Source organism: Acinetobacter sp. 1424608 (assembly GCF_000588255.1).
In the GTDB taxonomy this organism is placed as follows: Bacteria; Pseudomonadota; Gammaproteobacteria; order Pseudomonadales; family Moraxellaceae; genus Acinetobacter; species Acinetobacter nosocomialis.
Window position 1 is genome coordinate 48670 of the sequence record NZ_JFXL01000014.1, and the last position, 23637, is coordinate 72306.

At 41.2% G+C, this 23637-nt stretch carries 17 protein-coding genes and 1 pseudogene; 11 read left to right on the forward strand and 7 right to left on the reverse strand.

Features of this window, described 5'->3' with window-relative positions:
- Window positions 1-5: 5 nt before the first annotated feature.
- Window positions 6-1019, reverse strand: a complete 1014-nt coding sequence (locus tag J678_RS17250; protein ID WP_025466153.1) for an AraC family transcriptional regulator — start codon at window positions 1017-1019, stop codon at window positions 6-8.
- A 136-nt stretch (window positions 1020-1155) separates the two neighbouring features.
- Between J678_RS17250 and J678_RS17255 the strand changes: the two genes are divergently transcribed.
- From J678_RS17255 to J678_RS17270, 4 genes are all read left to right on the forward strand, one after another.
- Window positions 1156-2643: a flavin-containing monooxygenase gene (locus J678_RS17255; RefSeq protein WP_017393654.1), complete on the forward strand. Its 1488-nt coding sequence runs from the start codon at window positions 1156-1158 to the stop codon at window positions 2641-2643.
- A 44-nt stretch (window positions 2644-2687) separates the two neighbouring features.
- On the forward strand, window positions 2688-3542 hold the full coding sequence (locus J678_RS17260) for an SDR family NAD(P)-dependent oxidoreductase (RefSeq protein ID WP_004709879.1): 855 nt from the start codon (window positions 2688-2690) through the stop codon (window positions 3540-3542).
- Between the two features lie 72 nt (window positions 3543-3614).
- Window positions 3615-4508, forward strand: a complete 894-nt coding sequence (locus J678_RS17265; protein WP_002156797.1) for an alpha/beta hydrolase — start codon at window positions 3615-3617, stop codon at window positions 4506-4508.
- A 28-nt stretch (window positions 4509-4536) separates the two neighbouring features.
- On the forward strand, window positions 4537-6207 hold the full coding sequence (locus J678_RS17270) for a GMC family oxidoreductase (RefSeq protein WP_004888072.1): 1671 nt from the start codon (window positions 4537-4539) through the stop codon (window positions 6205-6207).
- A gap of 66 nt (window positions 6208-6273) precedes the next feature.
- Here the strand turns inward: J678_RS17270 and J678_RS17275 are convergent, their stop codons facing one another.
- The 3 genes from J678_RS17275 to J678_RS17285 all read right to left on the reverse strand — a co-directional run bounded on the left by J678_RS17275 (window position 6274) and on the right by J678_RS17285 (window position 11383).
- Window positions 6274-8472, reverse strand: coding sequence for an OsmC domain/YcaO domain-containing protein (locus tag J678_RS17275; RefSeq protein WP_017393653.1), 2199 nt, complete (start codon window positions 8470-8472; stop codon window positions 6274-6276).
- Between the two features lie 252 nt (window positions 8473-8724).
- On the reverse strand, window positions 8725-10005 hold the full coding sequence (locus tag J678_RS17280) for an OprD family outer membrane porin (RefSeq protein WP_017393652.1): 1281 nt from the start codon (window positions 10003-10005) through the stop codon (window positions 8725-8727).
- A 31-nt stretch (window positions 10006-10036) separates the two neighbouring features.
- Window positions 10037-11383 carry an MFS transporter gene (locus J678_RS17285; RefSeq protein ID WP_017393651.1) on the reverse strand — a complete coding sequence of 449 codons (1347 nt, stop codon included), beginning with the start codon at window positions 11381-11383 and terminating at the stop codon, window positions 10037-10039.
- Window positions 11384-11875: 492 nt separating this feature from the next.
- On the opposite strand from J678_RS17285, the gene J678_RS17290 reads away from it, so the two are divergent.
- Both J678_RS17290 and J678_RS17295 read left to right on the forward strand, forming a co-directional pair.
- A complete protein-coding gene (locus J678_RS17290) occupies window positions 11876-12952 on the forward strand; it encodes an aromatic ring-hydroxylating oxygenase subunit alpha (protein ID WP_017393650.1) in 1077 nt (358 codons plus the stop codon).
- 12 nt (window positions 12953-12964) lie between these two features.
- Window positions 12965-13909 (forward strand): PDR/VanB family oxidoreductase, encoded by a 945-nt coding sequence (locus J678_RS17295; protein WP_017393649.1) that lies wholly within the window; start codon window positions 12965-12967, stop codon window positions 13907-13909.
- A 43-nt stretch (window positions 13910-13952) separates the two neighbouring features.
- On the opposite strand, the gene J678_RS17300 is transcribed toward J678_RS17295, so the two are convergent.
- From J678_RS17300 to mhpT, 3 genes and pseudogenes are all read right to left on the reverse strand, one after another.
- On the reverse strand, window positions 13953-14645 hold the full coding sequence (locus tag J678_RS17300; RefSeq protein WP_079378087.1) for a GntR family transcriptional regulator: 693 nt from the start codon (window positions 14643-14645) through the stop codon (window positions 13953-13955).
- 106 nt (window positions 14646-14751) lie between these two features.
- On the reverse strand, window positions 14752-15210 hold the full coding sequence (locus J678_RS17305) for a MarR family winged helix-turn-helix transcriptional regulator (RefSeq protein WP_000252463.1): 459 nt from the start codon (window positions 15208-15210) through the stop codon (window positions 14752-14754).
- Window positions 15211-15280: 70 nt separating this feature from the next.
- Window positions 15281-16512, reverse strand: a pseudogene (gene mhpT, locus J678_RS0104385) (3-(3-hydroxy-phenyl)propionate transporter MhpT).
- 247 nt (window positions 16513-16759) lie between these two features.
- Between mhpT and J678_RS17310 the strand changes: the two are divergent.
- From J678_RS17310 to J678_RS17330, 5 genes are all read left to right on the forward strand, one after another.
- Window positions 16760-17599, forward strand: coding sequence for a p-hydroxycinnamoyl CoA hydratase/lyase (locus J678_RS17310; RefSeq protein WP_002040868.1), 840 nt, complete (start codon window positions 16760-16762; stop codon window positions 17597-17599).
- A gap of 37 nt (window positions 17600-17636) precedes the next feature.
- Entirely contained in the window at window positions 17637-19088 is a 1452-nt protein-coding gene (locus J678_RS17315; RefSeq protein ID WP_017393647.1) for an aldehyde dehydrogenase, read from the forward strand.
- 82 nt (window positions 19089-19170) lie between these two features.
- Complete coding sequence (locus tag J678_RS17320) at window positions 19171-21057, forward strand: feruloyl-CoA synthase (protein ID WP_171057484.1); 1887 nt, start codon at window positions 19171-19173, stop codon at window positions 21055-21057.
- Window positions 21058-21131: 74 nt separating this feature from the next.
- Window positions 21132-22271 (forward strand): acyl-CoA dehydrogenase family protein, encoded by a 1140-nt coding sequence (locus J678_RS17325; RefSeq protein ID WP_017393645.1) that lies wholly within the window; start codon window positions 21132-21134, stop codon window positions 22269-22271.
- A gap of 81 nt (window positions 22272-22352) precedes the next feature.
- Entirely contained in the window at window positions 22353-23603 is a 1251-nt protein-coding gene (locus J678_RS17330) for an OprD family porin (protein ID WP_004888090.1), read from the forward strand.
- Window positions 23604-23637 lie beyond the last annotated feature (34 nt).

A 23637-nucleotide genomic window follows, 5' to 3' on the forward strand; every position in this document is an offset into this window, starting at 1 on the left:
TTGGATTATCGGTTATTTAACCGCATGGCATGAGGTGTTTTCCCATGCCATCTTTTATAAGCATGAATAAAGCTGGCAGGCTCTGCATAACCTAACCATTCGGCAATTTGCTCAACCGAAGCTTTTGGTAACGCCAAATATTGCTCTGCTAAAACCTGTCTAACCTCTTCACGAATTTGGATAAAAGTCATTCCCTCTAATGACAAGTGACGGCGCAGGGTTCTTGTATTTAAATGCAGTCGATCAGCCACTATATCCATAGATGGCATTTCCCCACGCGTACTCATTAGCTGTTGTTGCACTAAGTTTGTAAATTTATTTTGTGATTGGCGTTTTTCTAATATTTGACGACATTGTTCTTCGGTTGTATGTAAAACTAGATCATTCGCCATAAGTAGCTTCTGGTCTACTTTTTGCGGATCAAGAATCACAAAACTTTTAGCTGCGCCAAATTCCGGCATAACCCCAAATAAATTCCAATAAGGCTCTGCATCGCCTTTAGGTTGAAAAGAAAAAGCCAAATATTGGCAAAAATTATCCTGCACCAAATCTCGCTGTACCGTAATGAGTGCAGCCGCATCGCGTTCAATAATGAATTGACGCACTGAAGATGGGATATCTTGCTCATCAATTTCGATACGGATTCCTTCTGGTGTATCCGATACCTCAAAGCGAGTAAAAGCAAAAGTTAAAGTGAAATAGGTTAAAGCCAAATCTAGTGCTTCGCGAATGCTGGCGCTACTCATCAGAGCCATACCTAATGGCCCAAATGTGGTGAAATGATAGCGTGTGCCCACTTCTAAGCCTAATGTCGGTCTGTCTCCTAGTTGCTCAACCAAGTTATGAATCAACTGTAATTCCTGATGGCCTGTCACCACCATATTAGGGTCAAGTAATTGTTGTTGGCTAAGCCCAGTTCCTTTTAAAATCGTCTCATAAGAGATGCCTGATTCCATCGCGAAATCAGCCATTAACCGAACACTATGTACACTGCGTTCAAATGCCCATGCATACTTCACTGTATCGCTCAGAATGTCCTCGAATCACAATATTTTGTCCTCATCCATCCTCTAAATCAAGTTAATAAACGTCTATTCTGCATACAGGAAATTGCGATTTTTTCGCTCACTGTTTTTAAGGATTTTAGAGCAGCCTATGTTTAATTCGTCGTCTAATTCAAATAAAAATGTACGCATCGCCATTATTGGCACTGGCTTTGGTGGTCTAGGACTTGCCATTCGTCTCAAACAAGCAGGTTTTGAACAATTTACTCTATTTGAAAAAGCTGCCGATGTAGGTGGTGTCTGGCGTGACAATACTTATCCGGGCGCTGCATGTGATGTGCCGTCACATCTTTATTCTTTTTCTTTTGAACAGGAACTTGGTTGGAAAAATCGCTACGGGACCTCTCAAGAGATTTATCAATATTTACGTCACTGTGCCGATAAATATGACCTTCGCCCGCACATCAAATTTAACACTGAAATAGCCAGCGCCGAATTTGATGCGCTGCAAGGTGTATGGCACATCCAAAGCACAACTGGTGAACAGTTTGAAGCGGAGTTTCTGGTTGGTGCTGTAGGCCAACTAAACCGCCCTGCCTATCCAAAACTTAAAGGCATTGAAAACTTCAAAGGTAAGGCATTTCACTCCGCACGTTGGGACCATGACTATGACTTAACTGGCAAACGTGTTGCGGTCATTGGCACAGGCGCAAGCGCGATTCAGTTTGTACCCGAAATTGCAAAACAAGTGGCTCATCTAGACGTTTATCAACGCTCGGCACCGTATGTCATTCCTAAACCGGATCGGGTTTACCAACCTTTAGAGAAAAAAGCTTTCCGTAAACTGCCGATCTTGCAAAGTCTGGACCGTGCTTTGCAATATGGTCATCATGAAATTCGCCTACTTGCTTTTACAACTTCACTCAATGAAATGCCTTTGGTGGAATATTTATTCCAGCGCCACATTCGAAAAGTTGTTAAAGATGGAAAGTTACGTCACCGCTTAATGCCGGATTATCCAATTGGTTGTAAACGTATTTTAATTTCTAACCACTGGTATGAAACACTGACTCAACCTCATGTTGATGTGATTGATACAGGCATTCAAGAAATTACCGAACATGGCATTTTAGACATGGAAGGAAATCTACGTGAAGTTGATGCCATTATTTACGGTACAGGTTTTACGGCGACTGAATTTATGGCGCCAATGCAAATTACTGGACTTGATGGTCGCACCTTAAAAGAAACATGGAAAGATGGTGCTGAAGCTTATTTAGGCCTGACAGTAAACGGATTCCCTAACTTCTTTATGCTGTATGGGCCAAATACCAACCTCGGGCATAACTCAATCGTTTATATGATTGAAAGTCAGGTGAATTATATTTTAGATGCGCTGCGCACTACTTTGAAAAATAACCTGCTGTTCACCAACATTCGTGCCGAAATTCAACACGAATTTAATCAAGATATCCAAGAGAAAATGAAAAAAACGGTGTGGGCGCAAGGCTGTACCAGTTGGTACCAAACTGCTGATGGTAAAAATACCAATAACTGGCCGGGTTTCACTCTTGAATATCGTCAACGCACTCGTCGCTTTGACATTGAAAACTACACCCAGGTGTCGGCTATTTCTTAAATAAGCTTCGCCATAGGAAATGAGAAAAATAAACGGAGAATTTTATGAAGTCTTTTAAAAATAAAGTCGCAGCTGTGACAGGTGCGGGTTCAGGTATTGGACAAGCAATTGCCATAGCACTCGCTAAACAAGGCTGTCATCTGGCACTTTCTGATATTAGTGAAGCTGGGTTAGCCAAAACAGTCGAACTGTTAGCACCCTATTCTGTCAAAGTCACCACTCAAAAAGTTGATGTCGCTAAACGTGATGAAGTTGCAACTTGGGCAAAGGCAGTTGTAGATGGGCATGGCCAAGTTAACCTGATTTTTAATAATGCTGGTGTCGCAATAGGTAGTACAGCTGAAGGTGTGAGCTACGAAGATCTTGAATGGCTCATTGGTATTAATTTTTGGGGCGTGGTTTATGGCACCAAAGAATTTTTGCCTTACTTAAAGCAAAGTGGTGATGGGCATATTATTAATATTTCCAGTATGTTTGGCTTAACAGCTCAACCGACCCAAAGTGCTTATAACGCAAGTAAATTTGCCGTCCGTGGTTTTACTGAATCATTGCGCCAAGAACTTGATATGCAAAATGCTGGTGTGAGCGCGACTTGTGTGCATCCGGGTGGTATCCGCACCAATATTGCCAAAGCTGCCCGTATGAACAATAGCGTCCAGTCTTTAGGAATGGACCCGCTAAAAAGCCAAGATGCTTTCGATAAATTACTTCGCACCCCTGCTGATGATGCAGCTCAACAAATTTTGGAAGCTGTTCGTAAGAACCGTCGCCGTTTACTTATTGGAGCCGATGCAAAAGCCGTTGATGTGATTCAGCGTATTCTTCCGCAAGGCTACCAAAAGATTTTTGCAACCGCGACTGCTTGGCAAACTCGACTACTTAATAAGTCAGCAAAATAAAAATAGTGGTCAGCATACTGTTGATTTTCAGAGATGCTGACTAATCTCACCTGCTTAGTATGAGTGCTTATTATGAAGCAACTTCTCGCATGGACCATTCGTACCACACTACGCCCAGCTTTATCTCCTAAAACGCCAGTGAAATTACAACGTTTTTGTAGCGATGCGGCTAGTGCTATTGTGCTTGGACCACGTGGTTATCAAACTAAAAAGCAAAATATTGCTCAAGTACCGACAGTTCATATTCAGCCTAAAACGACCAAATCAGGGCTTGGCATTTTGTATTTGCATGGCGGTGGCTATGTAGTAGGCAGCTCAAAAAGTCACACGAAGCTTGCGGCTCAGATCGGGCAAGCAGCTCAGGCACAAGTCTGGTTAGCTGAATATCGCCTAGCCCCAGAACATCCAAGCCCTGCTGCTATTGAAGATAGCATTGCAGTCTATAAGGCTTTACTTGCTCAAGGACAAGATCCGAAAAAACTTGTGATTGCTGGTGACTCTGCCGGTGGCGGCCTGAGCTTAAGTACCGTTATTGCGCTAAGGAACGCAGGTTTACCTTTACCAGCGGCATTAGTTTTACTTTCACCTTGGGTTGACTTAAGTCTTTCAGGAAGCACGCTAAAAACTCATGCTGCTCAAGATGCAATGCTCTCAGAAAACTGGTTAGTTTGGTGTGCAAAAAACTATTGCGGCCAAAAATCGGCAACCGATCCGACCTGCTCCCCACTTTATGCTGACTTAACCGGATTACCACCGGTTCTGATCCATGTTGGTACCGAAGAAGTTTTATTAGATGACGCAAAACGTCTTGCAGAACAAGCCGAAAAATGCGGTATTCCGACTACATTTAAGATTTATGACAAAGTCGGGCACGTTTTTCAATTCCATGCAGGTATACTAAAAGAATCCGATGACTCAATTAAGCGCATTGGACAATTCATTGATAAACATATGCAGTCAATATAAAAAATATCACTAGACAGGAGCCTTTGGCATGGCATCAAACAATTATGACTATGATTATCTCATCATTGGTTCAGGCTTTGGCGGTAGTGTTTCTGCCTGCCGTCTCACCGAAAAAGGCTACTCAGTTGCTGTAATGGAAATGGGGCGTCGTTGGAAAGCTGAAGATTTTGCTAAAAATAACTGGAACACACGCCGCTGGATCTGGCGTCCGGGTATGAAACTTTTTGGTTATTTCAATATGCGGTTTTTTCGCCATGTCACTATTATTTGCGGTAATGCCGTAGGCGGTGGCTCAATTACCTATGCCAATACCCTGCTCGTCCCACCCGAACACATTTGGGATGAAGGCACTTGGGCAGATGCTGCAGACTGGAAAAATGAAATGCCGCAGCACTATGCCGAAGCAGAACGTATGCTTGGAGTGACTGACAATAAAATACTTGGCCCTGCCGATCACATGTTAAAGAAAATGGGTGAAGCGGTAGGTGTAGGCCATACCTTTAAACCGACTCGTGTTGCAACCTTTTTTCCTCCCGAAGGCGAAGAAGGTGGAAAGACTTATCCAGACCCTTATTTTAACGGTGAAGGACCAGATCGTGGCACCTGTACAGCATGTGGTGGCTGTATGACAGGTTGTAAACACAATGCAAAAAATACTTTAGATAAAAATTATTTGTACTTTGCCGAAAAAAATGGTGCCAAGGTTTATGAAGAAACCAAAGTGGTTGATGTTAAACCGCTCAATGGCAAAGTCGATGGTAGTGATGGTTATGAAGTCACGACTGAATGCTCAAGCTCCTGGTTTAACAAACAACGTCGTACTTGGCGGGTTCGTAACGTAATTTTCTCGGCATCTTCTTTGGGCACCCAAGAAATGCTATTCCGCTTAAAACAATCTGGTTCTCTACCAAATATTTCTGATGATTTGGGTAATCGGGTGCGTACCAATGCGGAGTCTATCTTAGGGGTTCGTTTCTTTGATAAAGATGTCGATATGAGTAAGGGCGTTGCGATTGGTTCAAGCATCTATATTGACCATGACACTCACATTGAAGCGACTCGCTATCAAAGTGGTTCCGATGCTATGGGTCTCATGTGTACGTATATGGCAAAAGGTAAACCAGGTTGGACACGTATTTTTTATTGGTTATGGGTACTCATTAGCCATCCACTTATATTCTTACGTATGAGCAACCCTGTTGGTTTTGCACGTCAAACCTTAATTTTCTTAGTAATGCAAACTGCCGATGCCTCAATTAATATGCGTTTAAAACGCAATTGGTTCTGGCCTTTTGGCAAGGTTTTGTCTAGTGAAGGGAAAAAGCTTCCTGTTTATATTCCACAAGCCAATACCTTTACTGAAAAAGTCGCCAAAATGTTTAATGGTCATCCAATAACGACTATTACCGAAATTTTATTTAATGTGCCTTTTACTGCCCACTGTATGGGAGGCTGCGCGATCGCATCTAGCCCGGAACAAGGTGTAGTCGATGGTAAAAATCGGGTGTTTAACTATAAAAACTTATATGTTGTAGACGGCTCTATGTTGGGTGCCAATTTGGGCGTTAACCCAAGTTTAACTATTACTGCTCTCGCTGAACGTGCAATGTCTTATATTCCGGCTAAACACACTTTGGATGAACAACCAGACTATCCAATAACGGAAGAAACCATAGAGATCACGAAAGCTTCTGCCTAAACTAGCAAGTTGTTTTATAAAAAAAGCCTATTTAAAAATAGGCTTTTTTTATTTAGTTTTTTTAAATTACATCGCTACCGTTTTAGCACGAGCTGCATGCAATTTTTTATAACTCTCAATTAGACGTAAATGGCGATCAAGTCCTTCTAGTTTCATGCTTGTTGGTGTTAAACCATAGAAACGAACGCTACCGTCGACAGAACCTAATACCGCATCCATTCGTGTGTCACCAAACATACGGCGGAAGTTAGTCAGGTAGTCTTCAAGCTCTAGTTCTTCATCTAATATTACTTCAAGTACCACGTTCATACATTGATAGAACAAACCACGCTCAACGGTGTTGGTGTTATATTGTAAGTAAGTTTCGACAAGCTCTTTTGCTTCTTCAAATTGTTGTAATGCAACATAAATGAGCAATTTCAGTTCTAAAATTGTGAGCTGTCCCCAAACTGTATTGTCATCAAATTCGATGCCAATGAGTGTGGTAATTTCAGTGTAATCGTCTAGCTCACATTCCTCTAAGCGCTCAACCAACGCCTCAAGCTGTTCATCATCCAAACGATGCAGATTTAGAATATCTTCACGGAATGCAAGTGCCTTATTGGTATTGTCCCAAATCAGATCTTCAACAAGATAAATTTCTGAATAATCAGGAACTAAAATACGGCAAGCGGTCGCACCTAAGTGCTCATAGACTGCCATATACACTTCTTTACCCATCTCTTCGAGAATACCGAATAAAGTTGCAGCTTCTTCTGCATTCGACTCTTCGCCTTCGCCAGAAAAATCCCATTCAACAAAGTCATAGTCAGATTTAGAGCTAAAGAAGCGCCAAGAAACTAAACCGCTTGAGTCAATAAAGTGTTCAACAAAGTTATTCGGCTCAGTCACTGCATTACTTTGGAAAGTCGGTTGAGGTAAATCATTTAAGCCTTCAAAACTACGGCCTTGAAGTAATTCGGTCAGACTACGTTCCAACGCAACTTCAAAACTTGGATGCGCACCGAAAGATGCAAACACCCCACCCGTACGCGGGTTCATTAAAGTCACACACATTACAGGGAACTGACCGCCTAATGATGCATCTTTAACTAATACAGGAAAACCTTGCTCTTCTAAGCCTTTAATACCAGCCACAATACTTGGGTATTTTGCTAATACGTCTTCAGGAACATCTGGAAGTGCAATTTCACCTTCTAAAATTTCACGTTTTACAGCACGTTCAAAAATTTCAGACAAACATTGAACTTGAGCTTCTGCCAAAGTGTTGCCTGCACTCATACCATTACTTAAGTACAAGTTTTCAATTAAATTTGATGGGAAATATACAACTTCACCGTCAGACTGGCGCACAAAAGGTAGCGAGCAAATGCCACGCTCTATATTGCCTGAGTTAGTATCATATAAATGCGTGCCAAGTAACTCATCATCTGGGTTATAAATCTCAAGACAATATTCATCTAAGATTTCTTTAGGTAATTCACCATTTGGACCCGGTTTAAACCATTTTTCATCTGGATAATGCACAAATTCAGCATTGGCAATATCTTCACCCCAGAACTGGTCGTTATAGAAGAAGTTACAGTTTAAACGCTCAATAAACTCGCCCAAAGCAGATGCCAAAGCACTTTCTTTAGTGGCACCTTTACCATTGGTAAAGCACATCGGAGACTGTGCATCACGAATGTGTAACGACCATACATTTGGAACAATATTACGCCAAGACGCGATTTCGATCTTCATGCCCAAATTTGCCAAAATAGCAGACATATTGGCAATGGTTTCTTCTAATGGTAAATCTTTACCTTGAATATAGGTATGGTTTTCTGAAGTTAAGCTTGGCAATAACAATGCTTGTGCATCTGCATCAATGCTTTCAACTTCTTCAATAATAAATTCAGGACCCGTTTGAATCACTTTTTTAACAGTACAACGGTCAATCGAACGTAAAATCCCTTGGCGATCTTTCTCTGAAATATCGGCTGGTAATTCAATTTGAATTTTAAAGGTTTGCTTATAGCGGTTTTCAGGATCAACAATATTATTTTGCGATAAACGAATATTATCGGTTGGGATATCTCGAGCTGCACAATACACTTTTACAAAGTACGCTGCACACAATGCTGATGATGCTAAAAAGTAGTCAAATGGGCCCGGTGCCGAACCGTCACCCTTGTAGCGAATTGGTTGATCGGCAATTACCGTAAAGTCATCGAACTTAGCTTCCTGTCGAAGATTGTCGAGATAATTAACCTTGATTTCCATGCTGGCACCTAAATATTTTTATGTGTCAGCACAGACACATAAAATTCTAAATATTGAAAAATAAGCCGAATCACAGCGAAGAAATTGACTTAAAAAAATGAGAGATTAAAGCCATGTGTTTAATGAACGACTCAATGGGCTTTAATAAGATTGGCGGTATTATAGATTGATTTTGTGAAGTTGATAACTAAAGTTAAAACATTGATGGTCACAATGTTTTAACTTGTCTTGAATTTAGTTAAATATTAACCATTAAAATTTAAAGGTGTAATCAACATTCAAACGCGTTTCATTTGCCGAGTGGAAGGTCATATTCGTTGGCATATCATTACGGTAGTGAGAAAAGCGGGCCCGCACTCCTAAGCCTTTTAATTTACCTTCAGGAATTTTATAGCCCAAATCAAACTCCATCGATTCTTCTTTAAAACGCTGATCGCCATATTGCAGTAAATCAATGTTTTCGCCTTTTGCATAGCGAGTCATAAAACGCAGTCCATTTAATGAAACATCACCTACCCGCGCATTTTTAAAGTCATATTCATAACGAATCGAATAGACTTTTTCATCTTTATTTGAATAGTCCGAACTCATAAAATCAAGCACGACTGGACTTTCAGTTCCCGACAAAAACGGTAAACCAGTCGAGCCAAACGACTGCATATAGCCCAAAGAAACCGTATGATTTTGATAGTTCAAACCAAATAAGCCACTAATATGTCGGTTATCAACTTCTCCAATTTTTTTGCTGCCCGTTTCTTCGCTATTAAAAAACCGCACGTCACTTAAAAAATTAAGCTGATCGTTTAAAGGTTGTTTTCCGTTAAAGCCTAAAAACTGTTGCTGGTAAATATCTTTAAGTTCAGCATGGTAAGCCCGTAAACGATAGTCTTTTAACTGATAACTTCCACCTAAAGTATAAAACGAGTCAGTGGTGGCAGCTTTGTCAAAACGATGATTGATATTGTCTGTTCCAACATCGGTATAACGAATCGAATCGCGCTGCCGCACTTCGTCGACATAAAAACCTTCGAGTTGAAGATTTGGAATTTCATTTGAAACAAAGCGAATACCGCGATAAGTCTGAGGGAACAAACGCGCTGGCGCTGAAAATATGGTTGGCAATTGTGGAACCAAATCGCCCACAAAAAGCTCATTTTTTCTAAATTTAGCCTTTCCTGTAATGCCGATTTTTCCATAATAATCATCACGCGAGTTATCGGTATTCACTGGGAGTAAGCCACTACGTGCATAGTCATCAGCACGGCTTCCCATCAGGTTAAAACCTGCCATTGCCAGTACATCAACACCAAACCCAACTGTCCCTTCGGTATAACCCGACTGTCCTTTAAAAATTAAACCCTGTGCCCAATCTCTAGCTGCGGTATACGGATATGGGTCTTTTTTATAGTCTCGGTCAAAGTAAAAATTACGCAGTGTCAGCTCAGCTTTACTGTCTGCTATAAACTCGGCATGCACAACTTGACTAAATAATGGGCACAAGCATACCCCCACCCATAATGGTGTCTTTTTCATTTTTTAACTCAACTATTTAATTTTTAGTGGATTAAGGTGCTGTTTTAAGTGAGAAGTTTTGCTCTTTTTGACTGCGGTAAAAAGCGCTACCCAAACTCAAAATCAGGAAAATAGCCAAAATAAACACCACACCGTAATAGGCATACAGCGTTGCAGGTGCAATACCTTTATCTAAGAAAATGCCTGCGACCGTTGGCGATAAAATTGCCCCAATCCGACCAAAACCAATGGCATAACCCACGCCGCGACTACGGATTTCAGCATCATAAATTGTTGGAGAAATAGAATATAAACCTGCCACACAACCGTTAATGAGGGTGCCAAGTAATAAACCGACTATGAGTGCAATGCTGACTTGAGATGAGACAGCAACAAATAGGAAAACACATGCCGAGGTTAGCCCTAAAAACAGACTTAAGGCATAAAAGACTTTCATGCGCGATGCCAATAAACCAATAATGGCCGCCCCGAAAATACCGCCAATACTAATTAAAATGCCGGTACTTACACCTTGTTCAGGCGACATTCCCATTGAAATCAGAATTTTTGGTGTCCAGCTCATGACAAAGTAAAAGCCAAACATCACTAAAAAGAATGCAAACCAAAGACAAAGTGTCTGGAACCCCTGCTGCCCTGAAAATAATTTACCAATATCACCTGTATTTTTTTGATTATTCTGGCCGTAATAAGATAAAGCTTTTAAAGCAGTTAACCCCATACGATTTACTGTTGCGTTAATACGTTCTAATGCCTGTTTTGGTCTTTTTGCCAACAAATAATCTAAAGATTCAGGTAATAACCAGGCACTAATCAGCAACATCACTATGGTTGTGATCCCCCCTGCCAAAAAGATTGAACGCCAACCTAAATGCTCAATCAAGGCCAGTGAGAGTACTCCGCCTAGTGTCGCACCAATGCCATAACCTGTAGACATTAAGCTCACTGCGAGACTGCGCCAGCGTGCATTGGCATACTCACTTGCCAAGACATTACTACTCGCAAGAATCCCGCCTACCCCAATTCCGGTAATAAACCGAAGTGCTGCCAACATGCCATGACTTTGCACCAAAGCACAGCCCAACATGCTAAGACCTGCAATCACTAAACAAACCAAGATAAGTAAACGGCGACCGATTTTATCGGCTAAAGGCGCAAGAAAAATTGAACCGGCAGCCATCCCAAAAAGACCTGAACTCAGCAATAAGCCAATTTGTGCCCCTGAAAGTGACCATTCTGCTGACACTGATGGAGCAGTAAATGCCATTACCATCACGTCAAAGCCATCAATAATATTGAGACAAATACAGATCAAAATGATGAACCATTGATAACGGCTCATATTATTTTGATTAATCTCACTTAGAACATTTCTTTCCATTTGTGCATCTCCCAATGTGGATAAGAGATACACACGACATTGCTAATATGAGCGATTGGGTAGTTATGCATATCCGTATCCATCATGACCTAGAGGAATATTTGTTTTTTTGGAGCATCCTGCTCTTTTTCTATACTGAATATCTGGATCCAAAAAATCAATAATATTTTTAAAATTTAATCATAATTAAATTAAATAACTGAAAAGTATAATTATAATTTATTTAAAATTAAAAATATGGATCCATAAAAATTTAACTATTTTCAATTTTACAACTCAAAAGAATTCCCCTTATCCCTCTTTTAACCCAATAAATATGGATCCAAATTAAACTTTAATGACCTAAACTTTTAAAAAATAAAAAAATCTGAATTAATATTAAAAATATACACAATCAAGGAAAGTAATGTAAAAAAAGATCCTGCTTATCAATTGACCAATATTTTTATTTATTATAAATTGGATCCAATAAGTGATAAGGAGTCGTCACAAATGTTTATTAAAAATGCATGGTATGTAGCCTGCCGTCCAGAAGAAATCCAAGATAAACCATTAGGTCGTACCATCTGTGGTGAAAAAATCGTTTTTTACCGTGGCAAAGAAAACAAAGTAGCAGCCGTTGAAGATTTTTGTCCGCATCGTGGTGCCCCACTTTCACTGGGCTATGTCGAAGATGGCAACCTTGTCTGTGGTTACCATGGCTTAGTTATGGGCTGTGATGGAAAGACTGTTTCAATGCCAGCTCAGCGTGTAAACGGTTTTCCATGTAATAAAGCATATGCAGTTGTTGAAAAGTTCGGCTTTATTTGGGTATGGCCAGGTGAAAAAGCTTTAGCAGATGAAGCAAAACTGCCAACTTTAGAATGGGCAGATCATCCCGAATGGAGCTATGGCGGAGGCCTGTTTCACATTCAGTGCGACTATCGTCTAATGATCGACAATCTCATGGATTTAACCCACGAAACCTATGTTCACTCAAGCAGTATTGGGCAAAAAGAAATTGATGAAGCCCTGCCAGTGACTAAAGTTGACGGTGACCATGTCATTACCGAACGCTATATGGAAAATGTGATTGCACCTCCATTTTGGCAAATGGCCCTTCGCGGCAATCATTTGGCAGATGATGTACCTGTTGACCGTTGGCAACGTTGCCACTTCTTTGCGCCAAGTAATGTTCACATTGAAGTAGGTGTAGCGCATGCCGGACAGGGTGGTTATCACGCACCAAGTGACAAAAAAGTTTCCTCAATCGTGGTCGATTTTATTACACCGGAAACTGAAACATCACATTGGTATTTCTGGGGAATGGCACGCAACTTCCAGCCAGATAATGCCGAACTCACCGATCAAATTCGTGAAGGCCAAGGCAAAATCTTTACTGAAGATTTAGAAATGCTGGAGCAACAGCAGCAAAACATTTTAAACAATCCACATCGTAAATTACTGATGCTCAATATCGACGCAGGCGGTGTCCAGTCCCGTAAGGTCATTGACCGACTACTTGCCGAAGAAAATAAAACGCCTCCTGAAACGTCCGCACAGAAGTTTCCAAACATTCGGATTATTTAAAGGAGCATGAACATGGACGTTATTATTCAAAAAATTCATCAACTCACCCCAACCATTCGTGCGTTTGAATTGGTTGCAGCAAATGGTACGGAGCTGCCGAGTTTTGAAGCAGGTGCACATATTGACGTGCACCTGAAAAATGGCCTCACTCGCCAATATTCACTTTCAAATTGCTGTAGTGAAAAGCATCGTTATGTGATTGGTGTTTTACATGATGCCAATTCACGCGGTGGCTCACGTTGCATTCACACCGAATATCGTGAAGGCGATCATTTAAAAATTGGTGAACCTCGTAATTTATTTGAAATTCATCCTCAAACCAAACAAGCGGTTTTATTTGCGGGTGGTATTGGTATTACCCCTATTTTGTCGATGGCGTATCGGCTTAAGTCGGCCAATACTCCTTTCGAATTGCACTACTTTGTTCGTAGTCATGAAATGATTGCTTTTTATGGCAATTTAACCGAGCACTTTGGTGCCCACGTCCATTTTCACATTCAAGACCAACCGGATACCGAATGTAATATGGCAGAGGCTTTGGGCCAAGCTTCACCTGATAAACATTTATATGTGTGTGGGCCTACAGGATTTATGCAGTTTGTCATGAACTCTGCCGAGCAAGCGGGTTGGCATAGCGAACAGTTACATCAAGAGCATTTTGTCGCGCAAAAGGTAGATGCATCTAACGATGAAGCTTTTACTATCGAAGTGAAAGGTACGGGCCGCCGAATTGAAGTCTTACCAGAGCAGACTGCTACTGAAGCATTAATTGCGAATGGTTTTGATATTCCAATCTCATGTGAGCAAGGTATTTGCGGCACATGTATTACCCGCGTTGTAGAAGGTACGCCAGATCATCGGGATCTATTTATGACCGATGAAGAACATGCTTTAAATGATCAGTTTACGCCCTGCTGTTCTCGTGCAAAAACTAAACATCTTGTGATTGAGCTTTAACTCGAAAGTTCCTTTATTCAAACATAAAGGAACTTCTTTCACCTTAAGCACTGAGAATATTTCTTAGCGTTTCACCTAAAATTACCACACTACTGTGTTCACGCATTAAGGTTTCAGCACGCCCTGCCTGACGATTTACTAATGCATCGAAAATCGAACAATGCTGCAAATGTGCATAGTGCAAACGGCGATATTCCGACAAAGCTTGGTTCTGATCATAAGTAATGGCTTGAGCAGAAGCCATCGGCAATTGGTTGTTTTTCGCTAAGGCTTGGATGAGCGCAACGTTTTGCGCGCCCTCAATAATGGTGTCATGAAAGATGATATTAAAATGATGATAACGTTCTAGTTCAGCATCACCAAACTCGTCCTTTTCATTAAAGAGTTTTTCAGTTTCCTGAATGCAATGTTGCAACGTCTTTTTCTGCTCTTCGCTTAAGCCTTGTTCTGCCAAAGTTTTCGCAGCCAATCCTTCCAGTACCCCTCGCACTTCAAGTGCGTCATGCACCAGTTTTCCGGAAATTTCACGAACCGTGTAACCACGAGTTGGTTTTTTAATGAGGAGACCTTCTTGTTCAAGCAACCGAAAGGCTATACGAACAGGCTGGCGCGAAACACCAAGTAACTCGGCAGTAGGAATCTCGGCAATTCTGGCACCGCCTTCAAGTTCCCCTGAAATAATCATTTTTCTTAGTTTTAGTAAAACTTGTTGTCCTGAAGACATTCGTTGCCACACATCATCAAAAACGTCACTTCGATGCTAGCAAGTTCATTTGCAAAATGAAATCAATTTTCTGTGTGAATCAGTACTTAGCAATTTATCTCAACCTAAACAAATACACTTATTTAAAATTTTTAAGATTATTGACCATAATATCGAGGTTATTTCGAATTAAATAAGCCAAGTTAATATCAATACCTTCAAGCATTTTTTCTTCGACTTTTAAAACCACTTCATTGCATTTGTTTAACTTTTCAATCCCGCTTTCGGTCAAGGTAATTAAAATACGGCGGCCATGTGTCGGATCCGGTTTTTTCTCAATCCAGCCATTCACCAGTAAATCTTGCAAAATTTTATTGGCAGATTGCGGCTTTATAAAAGAACGCTCAGCGAGCTTGGCATTAGATAAATTACTTTTTGAAGCTAAAACAGAAAGTGCGGTAAATTGCGGTAAGGTAATTTCAAGCTCTTTTAAATGTTCTGTTAAATGTTTACTAATAATTCGGTCAACACGAGCAATCATGTAACTTAACTTAGGCTCATCTTCTACTTTTTTTTGAACTAAATTCGAACGTACCATAACCTTTCAATCATCATAAGAAAATCTGTAGTGAAAGTATGAGGTTCTAACCCCATACTTTCGTTAAAACTTAGCGAGCACCTGAGCTTTGTACTAAATGTACAGGCTGTTTAGGTTTTTTGACAAGAAGTAATGCAGAGATCGCTGCAATTAAAATCACTGGAATACTTGAACCAATCACAATGGTCGAGCTTTGTCCAAGTGAAAGTAAAAAACCAGCCATTAAAGGCCCAGCAAATGAACCAATACGCCCGATTGCAACCGCTGCGCCAACTCCGGTTCCACGCATTTCGGTTGGATAATACATGGCAGCCAGACCATACAACGCCGATTGTCCACCCACAATAAATAAACCACAACCCACTGCCGAAAGTGCAAGTAAAGCCACGGTTGGAGAAATTGCTAAACAACACAGCGAAAATAAAATGCCGAGATAAATCAGCTTAATCACAAAGCTCATGCGTAATTTATCAAGCAAGACGCCCATCAGAACCGAACCTAAAATTCCGCCAACGTTGTAGCCCATCTGTACATAGTTCGCCTGTAGTTTTGATAATCCCTGCGCACCCATGAGTAACGGCAACCAGTTCAACAAGAAGTAGAGCACCACTAAGGTGCAGAAAAAACTTATCCAAAGTTGAATGGTTGACATACGACGCTCTTTGGCAAATAAAACCTCAAAGAATGGCGTGGTTTGCTGTGCTTGAACTTTGCGTTGCAGGTAGTCATTTGACTCAGGTAAAAAGCGCATAATTAGTGGTATTAATAAATAGGCGCAATCCCCCCGATATAGAAAATATGACGCCACTCTGCATCGCCTGCCAACGACATAGCAACGACGGAAGTGAGTAAGCCACCAAAAGGAATGCCACTATACATCACACTAACCGCAGTACCTTTGTGCTGGTCAGGTACAGCTTCAGAAGCAAGTGTAATCATCATGGGTAGCGCCCCACCCATTCCCAAGCCGGTACAAAAACGAATGAGTAGTAACAGACTAAAATTGGCCGCATAGGCGGTTAGCAAAGACATAATTCCAAAAAGTAAGATACTAAAAATCAGAATTTTCTTACGCCCGACAATATCAGCAAACCGACCACCTAATATTGCGCCTGGGAGTGTTCCCAAAATTGCAGCACTAAATGCCCACGCCATCTGGGCATTATCTAACATAAACTCAGCCCGCATTCGTGGAGCGGCTACCCCCATTGATTGAAGATCAAAGCCTTCAAAAATCGCTATGGCAAAGCACAGTAGCAACGTGATTTTTGCCCTTGAAGGCTGTCCTGATATTTTTTCCATTGTGTTGTCCTTTATTGACTAGTCGTTCCATTTAGCCCTTTGTGTATTATTTTCAAACACACCAAAAATATCAGTTAAACTTATTAAAAAATCAACACATTTTTATTTAAAATTAATTTTTAAAATAATTAATTTTTAAAATACAACAATTTATAAAATATTTATGAAATTTTCCAAAAAAGACTTGAATGTAAGTTTAACTGATATTAGATTAAATCCCAGAACAGCAAGAAATCATTCAAGGAGTATGAAGATGAGTTATGAAAACCGCTGGGAAACAGTAGATGTTAAAGTTGAAGATGGAATTGCATGGGTCACTTTAAACCGCCCTGAAAAGAAAAATGCCATGAGCCCAACCCTCAATCGTGAAATGATTGATGTGCTTGAAACCCTTGAGCTTGATCAAAATGCTAAAGTTTTGGTTCTGACTGGTGCAGGCGACTCTTGGACAGCGGGTATGGATTTAAAGGAATATTTCCGTGAAGTCGATACTCAACCAGAGATTTTCCAAGAGCGTATTCGTCGTGACTCATGTCGCTGGCAGTGGCAACTTCTTCGTATGTATTCAAAACCAACCATTGCCATGGTTAACGGCTGGTGCTTTGGAGGCGGTTTCTCACCTTTAGTGGCGTGTGACCTAGCAATTGCAGCAGATGAAGCAACTTTCGGTTTATCTGAAATTAACTGGGGTATCCCACCGGGCAACCTTGTAAGTAAAGCAATGGCAGATACCGTAGGTCATCGTGCATCTTTGTATTACATCATGACGGGTAAAACTTTTAGCGGTAAAGAAGCCGAAACCATGGGCCTTGTGAACAAAAGCGTACCGCTTGCCCAATTAAAAGCAGAAGTAACTGAACTTGCAAATTGCTTACTCGAGAAAAACCCTGTGGTTCTTCGTACTGCTAAAAATGGCTTTAAGCGTTGCCGTGAACTCACTTGGGACCAAAACGAAGATTACTTATATGCCAAGCTTGATCAATGTATCCACCGCGATACTGAAAACGGTCGCCAAGAAGGTTTGAAACAATTCTTAGATGAAAAATCGATTAAACCGGGTTTACAGAGTTATAAACGTACTGGTTAACTTTTGATTCTTTAATGGCAATGTAAGGACACAACCCATGCAAAATGTACAGTTACTTATTCACGGTCAATCTGTTGATGCATCAAATCAGGCAACTTTTGAGCGTATTAGTCCAATTGATGGATCAGTGGCAACTAAAGCTGCTGCTGCAACGTTGGAAGATGTTGATCGTGCAATCGATTCAGCGCAGCAAGCTTTTAAAGTATGGTCGAAACTCTCGCCTACCGAGCGCCGTTTACGCTTATTAAAAGCAGCCGATTTAATGGATCAAAAGACCGAGCAATTCATTCAAACTGGAATGCAAGAAACAGGTTCAACTGCAACATGGTATGGGTTTAACGTTCAGCTTGCTGCCAACATGTTACGTGAAGCAGCAGCAATGACCACACAAATTGACGGAAGCCTGATTCCGTCAGATGTGCCGGGCAATCTTGCAATGGGTGTACGGGTTCCTTGCGGTGTCATTGTTGGCATTGCACCTTGGAATGCACCTGTGATTTTGGCAACACGTGCGCTTGCCATGCCTTTGGCTTGTGGTAACACGGTTGTGTTAAAAGCGTCGGAAGCCTGCCCAGCAACGCATCGTTTAATTGGTGAAGTGTTACATGAAGCAGGACTAGGTGAAGGTGTCGTGAATGTGATTACACATGCCGCCGAAGATGCCCCACAAATCGTGGAGCGCTTAGTGTCTCATCCAGCTGTGAAACGCATTAATTTTACCGGTTCAACCAAAGTCGGAAAAATTATTGCCGAGACTGCTGCTAAATACTTAAAACCAGTTTTACTTGAACTTGGTGGTAAAGCCCCTGTTGTGGTTTTAAATGAGGCTGATATTAATGAAGCCGTAAATGCAGTCGCTTTTGGAGCATTCTTTAATCAGGGGCAAATTTGTATGTCGACCGAACGTGTTTTGGTTCAAGACAATATTGCCGACCAGTTTATTGAAAAACTGATTGAGAAAACCCGTTCCATCCAGGCAGGTAATCCAACCTCAAAAAACAATGTACTCGGTGTTTTAGAAAGTCGCCGCGCTGCAAACCGTATTCAGCATTTGCTTGAAGATGCTCAAAACAAAGGGGCTGACTTACCTTTAGGTATCCATATTGAAGACACCACCATGCAACCGACGTTAGTGCTCAATATTAAACCTGACATGCTGCTTTATCGTGAAGAATCTTTTGGGCCTGTATGCACAGTTCAACGTTTTTCAAGCATTGAGGAAGGTGTAGCACTGGCAAATGATAGTGAGTTCGGCCTTTCTTCAGCTGTGTTTAGCCAGAATATTTCACAAGCATTAGAAGTCGCTAAACAGATTGATTCGGGTATTTGTCATATTAACGGCGCAACCGTACATGACGAAGCTCAAATGCCATTTGGCGGAACAAAATCAAGTGGATACGGACGATTTGGTAGTAAAGCATCTATTGCCGAGTTTACCGATTTACGCTGGATTACCATTCAAACCCAATCACGTCATTACCCGATTTAGTCAGGCTAATGCGAATACCGACATATTAAATAAAAATTGCATGATGCAAAAAAATAAAGCGCAGTGATGCGCTTTCCATGGAGTGAAAGAAATGCAAATGAATGCCACTCAATCACAAGACCGCGAACGGTTCGTAAAATTAGGGCAACACGATATTCATTATCACTATAAAGATCAAACGCTCTATATCAGCCCAAAAGAGCAATTAAAACCGTATCCACAAAAACTGACAGATCGGTTAATTCATTTTGCACAAACCAAACCCGACCATATTTTTGCAGCAAAACGCAATGCTCAAGGCGAATGGGTCAAACTGAGTTATGCAGAAGTTCTACAACGCGCATGGCACATTGCTCAAGCTTTGCATGACCGTAATTTAAGCCAAGAACGACCACTCGTTATTTTAAGTGGCAATGATCTCGAACATTTAACACTTTCTATGGGTGCCATGCTAGCGGGTGTGCCTTTCTCGGCTATTTCCCCTGCCTATTCTCTTATTTCTCAAGACTTCGGCAAACTCAAACATGTGTTTGAAGTGCTCACACCTGGTATGGTTTATGCCAGCGATGGACAAGCTTTTGCCAAAGCCATTCAGGCATGCATTACATACGATATTGAAGTGGTGACCAATAAAGGTATTGTAGGCGATCAGATCTGCACGTCTTTTCAATCGCTGTTAGATACACCGGTTTCAAATGTTCAAGAGTTTTATCAAACCCTTGATGAAAACCAGATTGCCAAATTCTTATTTACATCAGGTTCAACCAAATTGCCTAAAGCTGTACCGACCACACATTTAATGTTGTGTGTTAATCAGCAAATGTTATTGCAGACTTTCCCTGAGTTTGAAGAAACGCCGCCTGTCCTACTCGACTGGCTGTCTTGGCACCACACTTTTGGCGGCAGTCACAATGTCGGCATCGCGCTCTATAATGGCGGTACGATTTACATTGATGATGGCAAACCCGTTGCAGGAAAATTTGAAGAAACCATTCGTAACCTCAAAGAAATTTCTCCAACAGTTTATTTAAATGTGCCAAAAGGTTGGGAAGAACTCACCGAAGCGTTAGAAAAAGATGAAGAATTAAGAGACCGCTTTTTTGCCAAAGTTAAAATTTTATTCTTTGCAGGCGCAGCGCTTTCAGAAGCGGGCTGGAATAGGCTCGACAAAATTGCTCAGCAACATTGCGGAGAAAAAATTCGCATCATGAGCGGATTGGGTATGACTGAAACTGCTCCCTCTTGTGCTTTTACAACTGGCCCACGCGTAATGGCTGGCTTTATTGGTTACCCTGCTCCGGGATGCGAAATCAAGCTAGTGCCATGTGGTGACAAACTTGAGTTTTGTGTTCGTGGCAAACATGTCATGAAAGGCTATTGGCGGTTAAAGGCAGACCAGCAGAGCACTATTTTTGATGATGAAGGCTTTTTCCATACAGGCGATGCAGTTCGTTTAGTCGATGTCAATGATCCAACTAAAGGTCTCATGTATGACGGACGAATTGCCGAAGACTTTAAACTCAATACGGGTACTTTTGTGAATGTGGGCACACTACGCAATAAAGTACTGATTCAGGGTAATTTACTGATTCAAGATGTTTGTATTACAGGTTCAAACCTAAATGCGGTTGGCTTTCTGATTTTTCCAAAATTAGAAGCTTGCGCTCAATATGCAGGTCTTAAGCTTGGTGAACATTCTCAAGCAGAGATACTGCAACACCCTAAAGTCCAACAATGGTTCCGCCAATTTTTAACAACCTTTAATAAAGATGCGACTGGCAGCTCAAATACAGTCTCAATGCTTTATTTAATGACCGAGCCACCTCAACTCGATGCAGGCGAAGTAACCGATAAAGGCAACCTCAATCAAAGCAGTATTACCAAGCGTCGTGCTGCTTTAATTGATGAACTTTATCAAAAGCAGACTGATAACCCACTAATTATTCGGGTGCCCACCTTAAAACAATAAGCAATTGAAATAAAAAAGGAAGCTCAAACTTCGGTTTGGGCCTTAGCCTCACTTTTGCCAAAAAAAGGTTCAACATGCTACACGATACAGAATTTGAACTATTTCGGAACAGCTATCGCAGGTTCTTAAAAGAACAGGTTGCTCCGTATTATGAACAATGGGAACACGAAGGCCTCATCCCACGTGATCTATGGCTTCGTCTTGGGGAAAATGGTTTTTTGTGTGTCGATGTGCCTGAGGAATATGGCGGCTATGGCGCTCCTGTTCATTACTCCCTCATGCTGATTCAAGAAACTGCTCAAGCTGGCTTTGCGTCTTTGGCAGTCGCCATTGGTGGGCAAAATGAGCTGGTCTCTCCTTATCTACAAAATATTGGATCTGAAGAGCAAAAACGTTATTGGCTACCCAAAATGGTGACAGGTGAAGTCGTCACTGCAATTGCCATGACAGAGGCCAATGCGGGTTCAGACTTACAGGCTATACGCACTCAGGCCATTTTAGAAAATGACCAATATCGTGTGAATGGTTCAAAAACATTTATATCAAATGGCTTGCATGCCGACCTGATTGTTCTTGTAGCAAAAACCGGTCCGCAAGCCAAAGCAAAAGGCATATCAATTTTATTAGTGGATGCTGCTTTAGACGGCGTTAAAAAAGGTCGCTCTTTACAAAAAATCGGACTCCATGCCCAAGATACAGCCGAACTATTTTTTGATGATGTTTGTGTGCCTGCAACTCAGCGTTTGGGTGAGGAAGGACAAGGTTTTGCTTATTTAATGCAAGAGTTACCGCGTGAGCGTTTAAGCATTTCAATGATGGCTTTGGGGTCAATTTTAGGCGCCATCGAACTGACCAAAGACTATGTATTAGAACGTAAAGCCTTCGGACAACCTTTAAGCCAAATGCAAAACACGCGATTTGTACTAGCAAACGCGCAAATCAAAGCAAAAGCCGCCCAAGCCTTTGTAGATCAATGTGCAACGCTGTATCAACAACACCAGTTAAGCGTGACTCAAGTTGCCGCACTGAAATGCTTTATTACCGATGTCCAATGTGAAGTGATTGACCAATTACTTCAGCTTTTCGGTGGCTACGGCTACATGCAGGAATACCCGATTTCACGCTTTTTTGTGGATGCACGGGTACAAAAAATTTATGGGGGAACCAATGAAATTATGAAAGAAATCGTGGCCCGAGAACTGCTCGGAAAATAATTCGATTTAAAAACCGAATAAGACAGACACAACAACTATGCCTTGTTGAAAACAAAAAATGTTATTTCAGGAAGAAATGCTATGTCGAAATTATGGATGTACTCTACCCTTATGCTCTCAGGCTCGGTCTGGGCTGGCAGTTTTATTGATAATAGTTCAGTAGAACTCACCACACGAAATTTCTATTTTGACCGCGACTACCAAGAGCAATCCGCTTACCCTGCTGCCAAGGACTGGACACAAGGGTTTATTCTTAAAGCCAATTCAGGCTATACCGAAGGAACCGTTGGTTTTGGGCTGGATGTACTTGCAACGGCAGGCTTTAAACTGGATGCCAGCGCAAAATACGCAGGTACAGGAAACTTACCTAGAGACACGCGTACCAATGAGCCTGCTGACTCTTATGGAGAAATTGGCGTCACAGCAAAAGCTAAAATGAGCCAGACCGAGCTACGCATCGGTACATTAATGCCAATGAACCCTGTTTTAGTGGCTTCACCTGCTCGTTTGCTTCCTCAAACCTATCGAGGAATTTCACTCACCAGTAAAGATATTAAAGATTTTGATTTACAGGCAGCTTACCTCGATAAAGTGAATCATCGTGATTCGACCAACTATGAAAAAATTAAAATTTCAGGCGTAAATGGACGATTTAAAAGTGCTGAAACTGATGGGCTTTATTACTTAGGTGGAAACTATCAGTTTAATCCTGCACTAAAACTCACCGCTTTTTACATGGATGTTGATAATCTTTATAACCAAACTATGGTCGGTGCATTACACCAATATAAAATTAATGATACGTCCAATCTGAGTTCACAATTACGCTACTACCGCAGCCGAGACGACGGACAAGCAAAAGCAGGCTTAGTCGATAATGACCTTTACCATGCGCATTTCGAACTCAAACATCAAAACCATAAGTTTATTTTTGGAACTTTCCAACATCACGGCGATACCGCTTTCCCGTATTTGACTGGTGGTGAAACTGGACTCCTTATTGATACATGGCCGGGCGAGTTTTTAAACCCAAAAGAAAAGGCCTATAGCTTCCGTTATGAATATGACTTTAAAGATTTTGTACCGGGTTTACGTTTTATGACCCGTTACACCACAGGTCACAATATTTATGCACCTAACTTAGGCGGAACTAATCTAAAAGAGCGAGAAACAGACTTTGATTTAGGCTACACCGTTCAAAGTGGCTGGTTAAAAAATCTAGGATTACGCGCACGCTATGCCATATATGACAACAATATGCTCTCTACAGCCAATATCAAACCTGTAAACGAAACCCGTCTCAACATCGACTACACATGGAAATTTAAATAATTCAAAACAGGAGGTTCTGTTACACATAGAACCT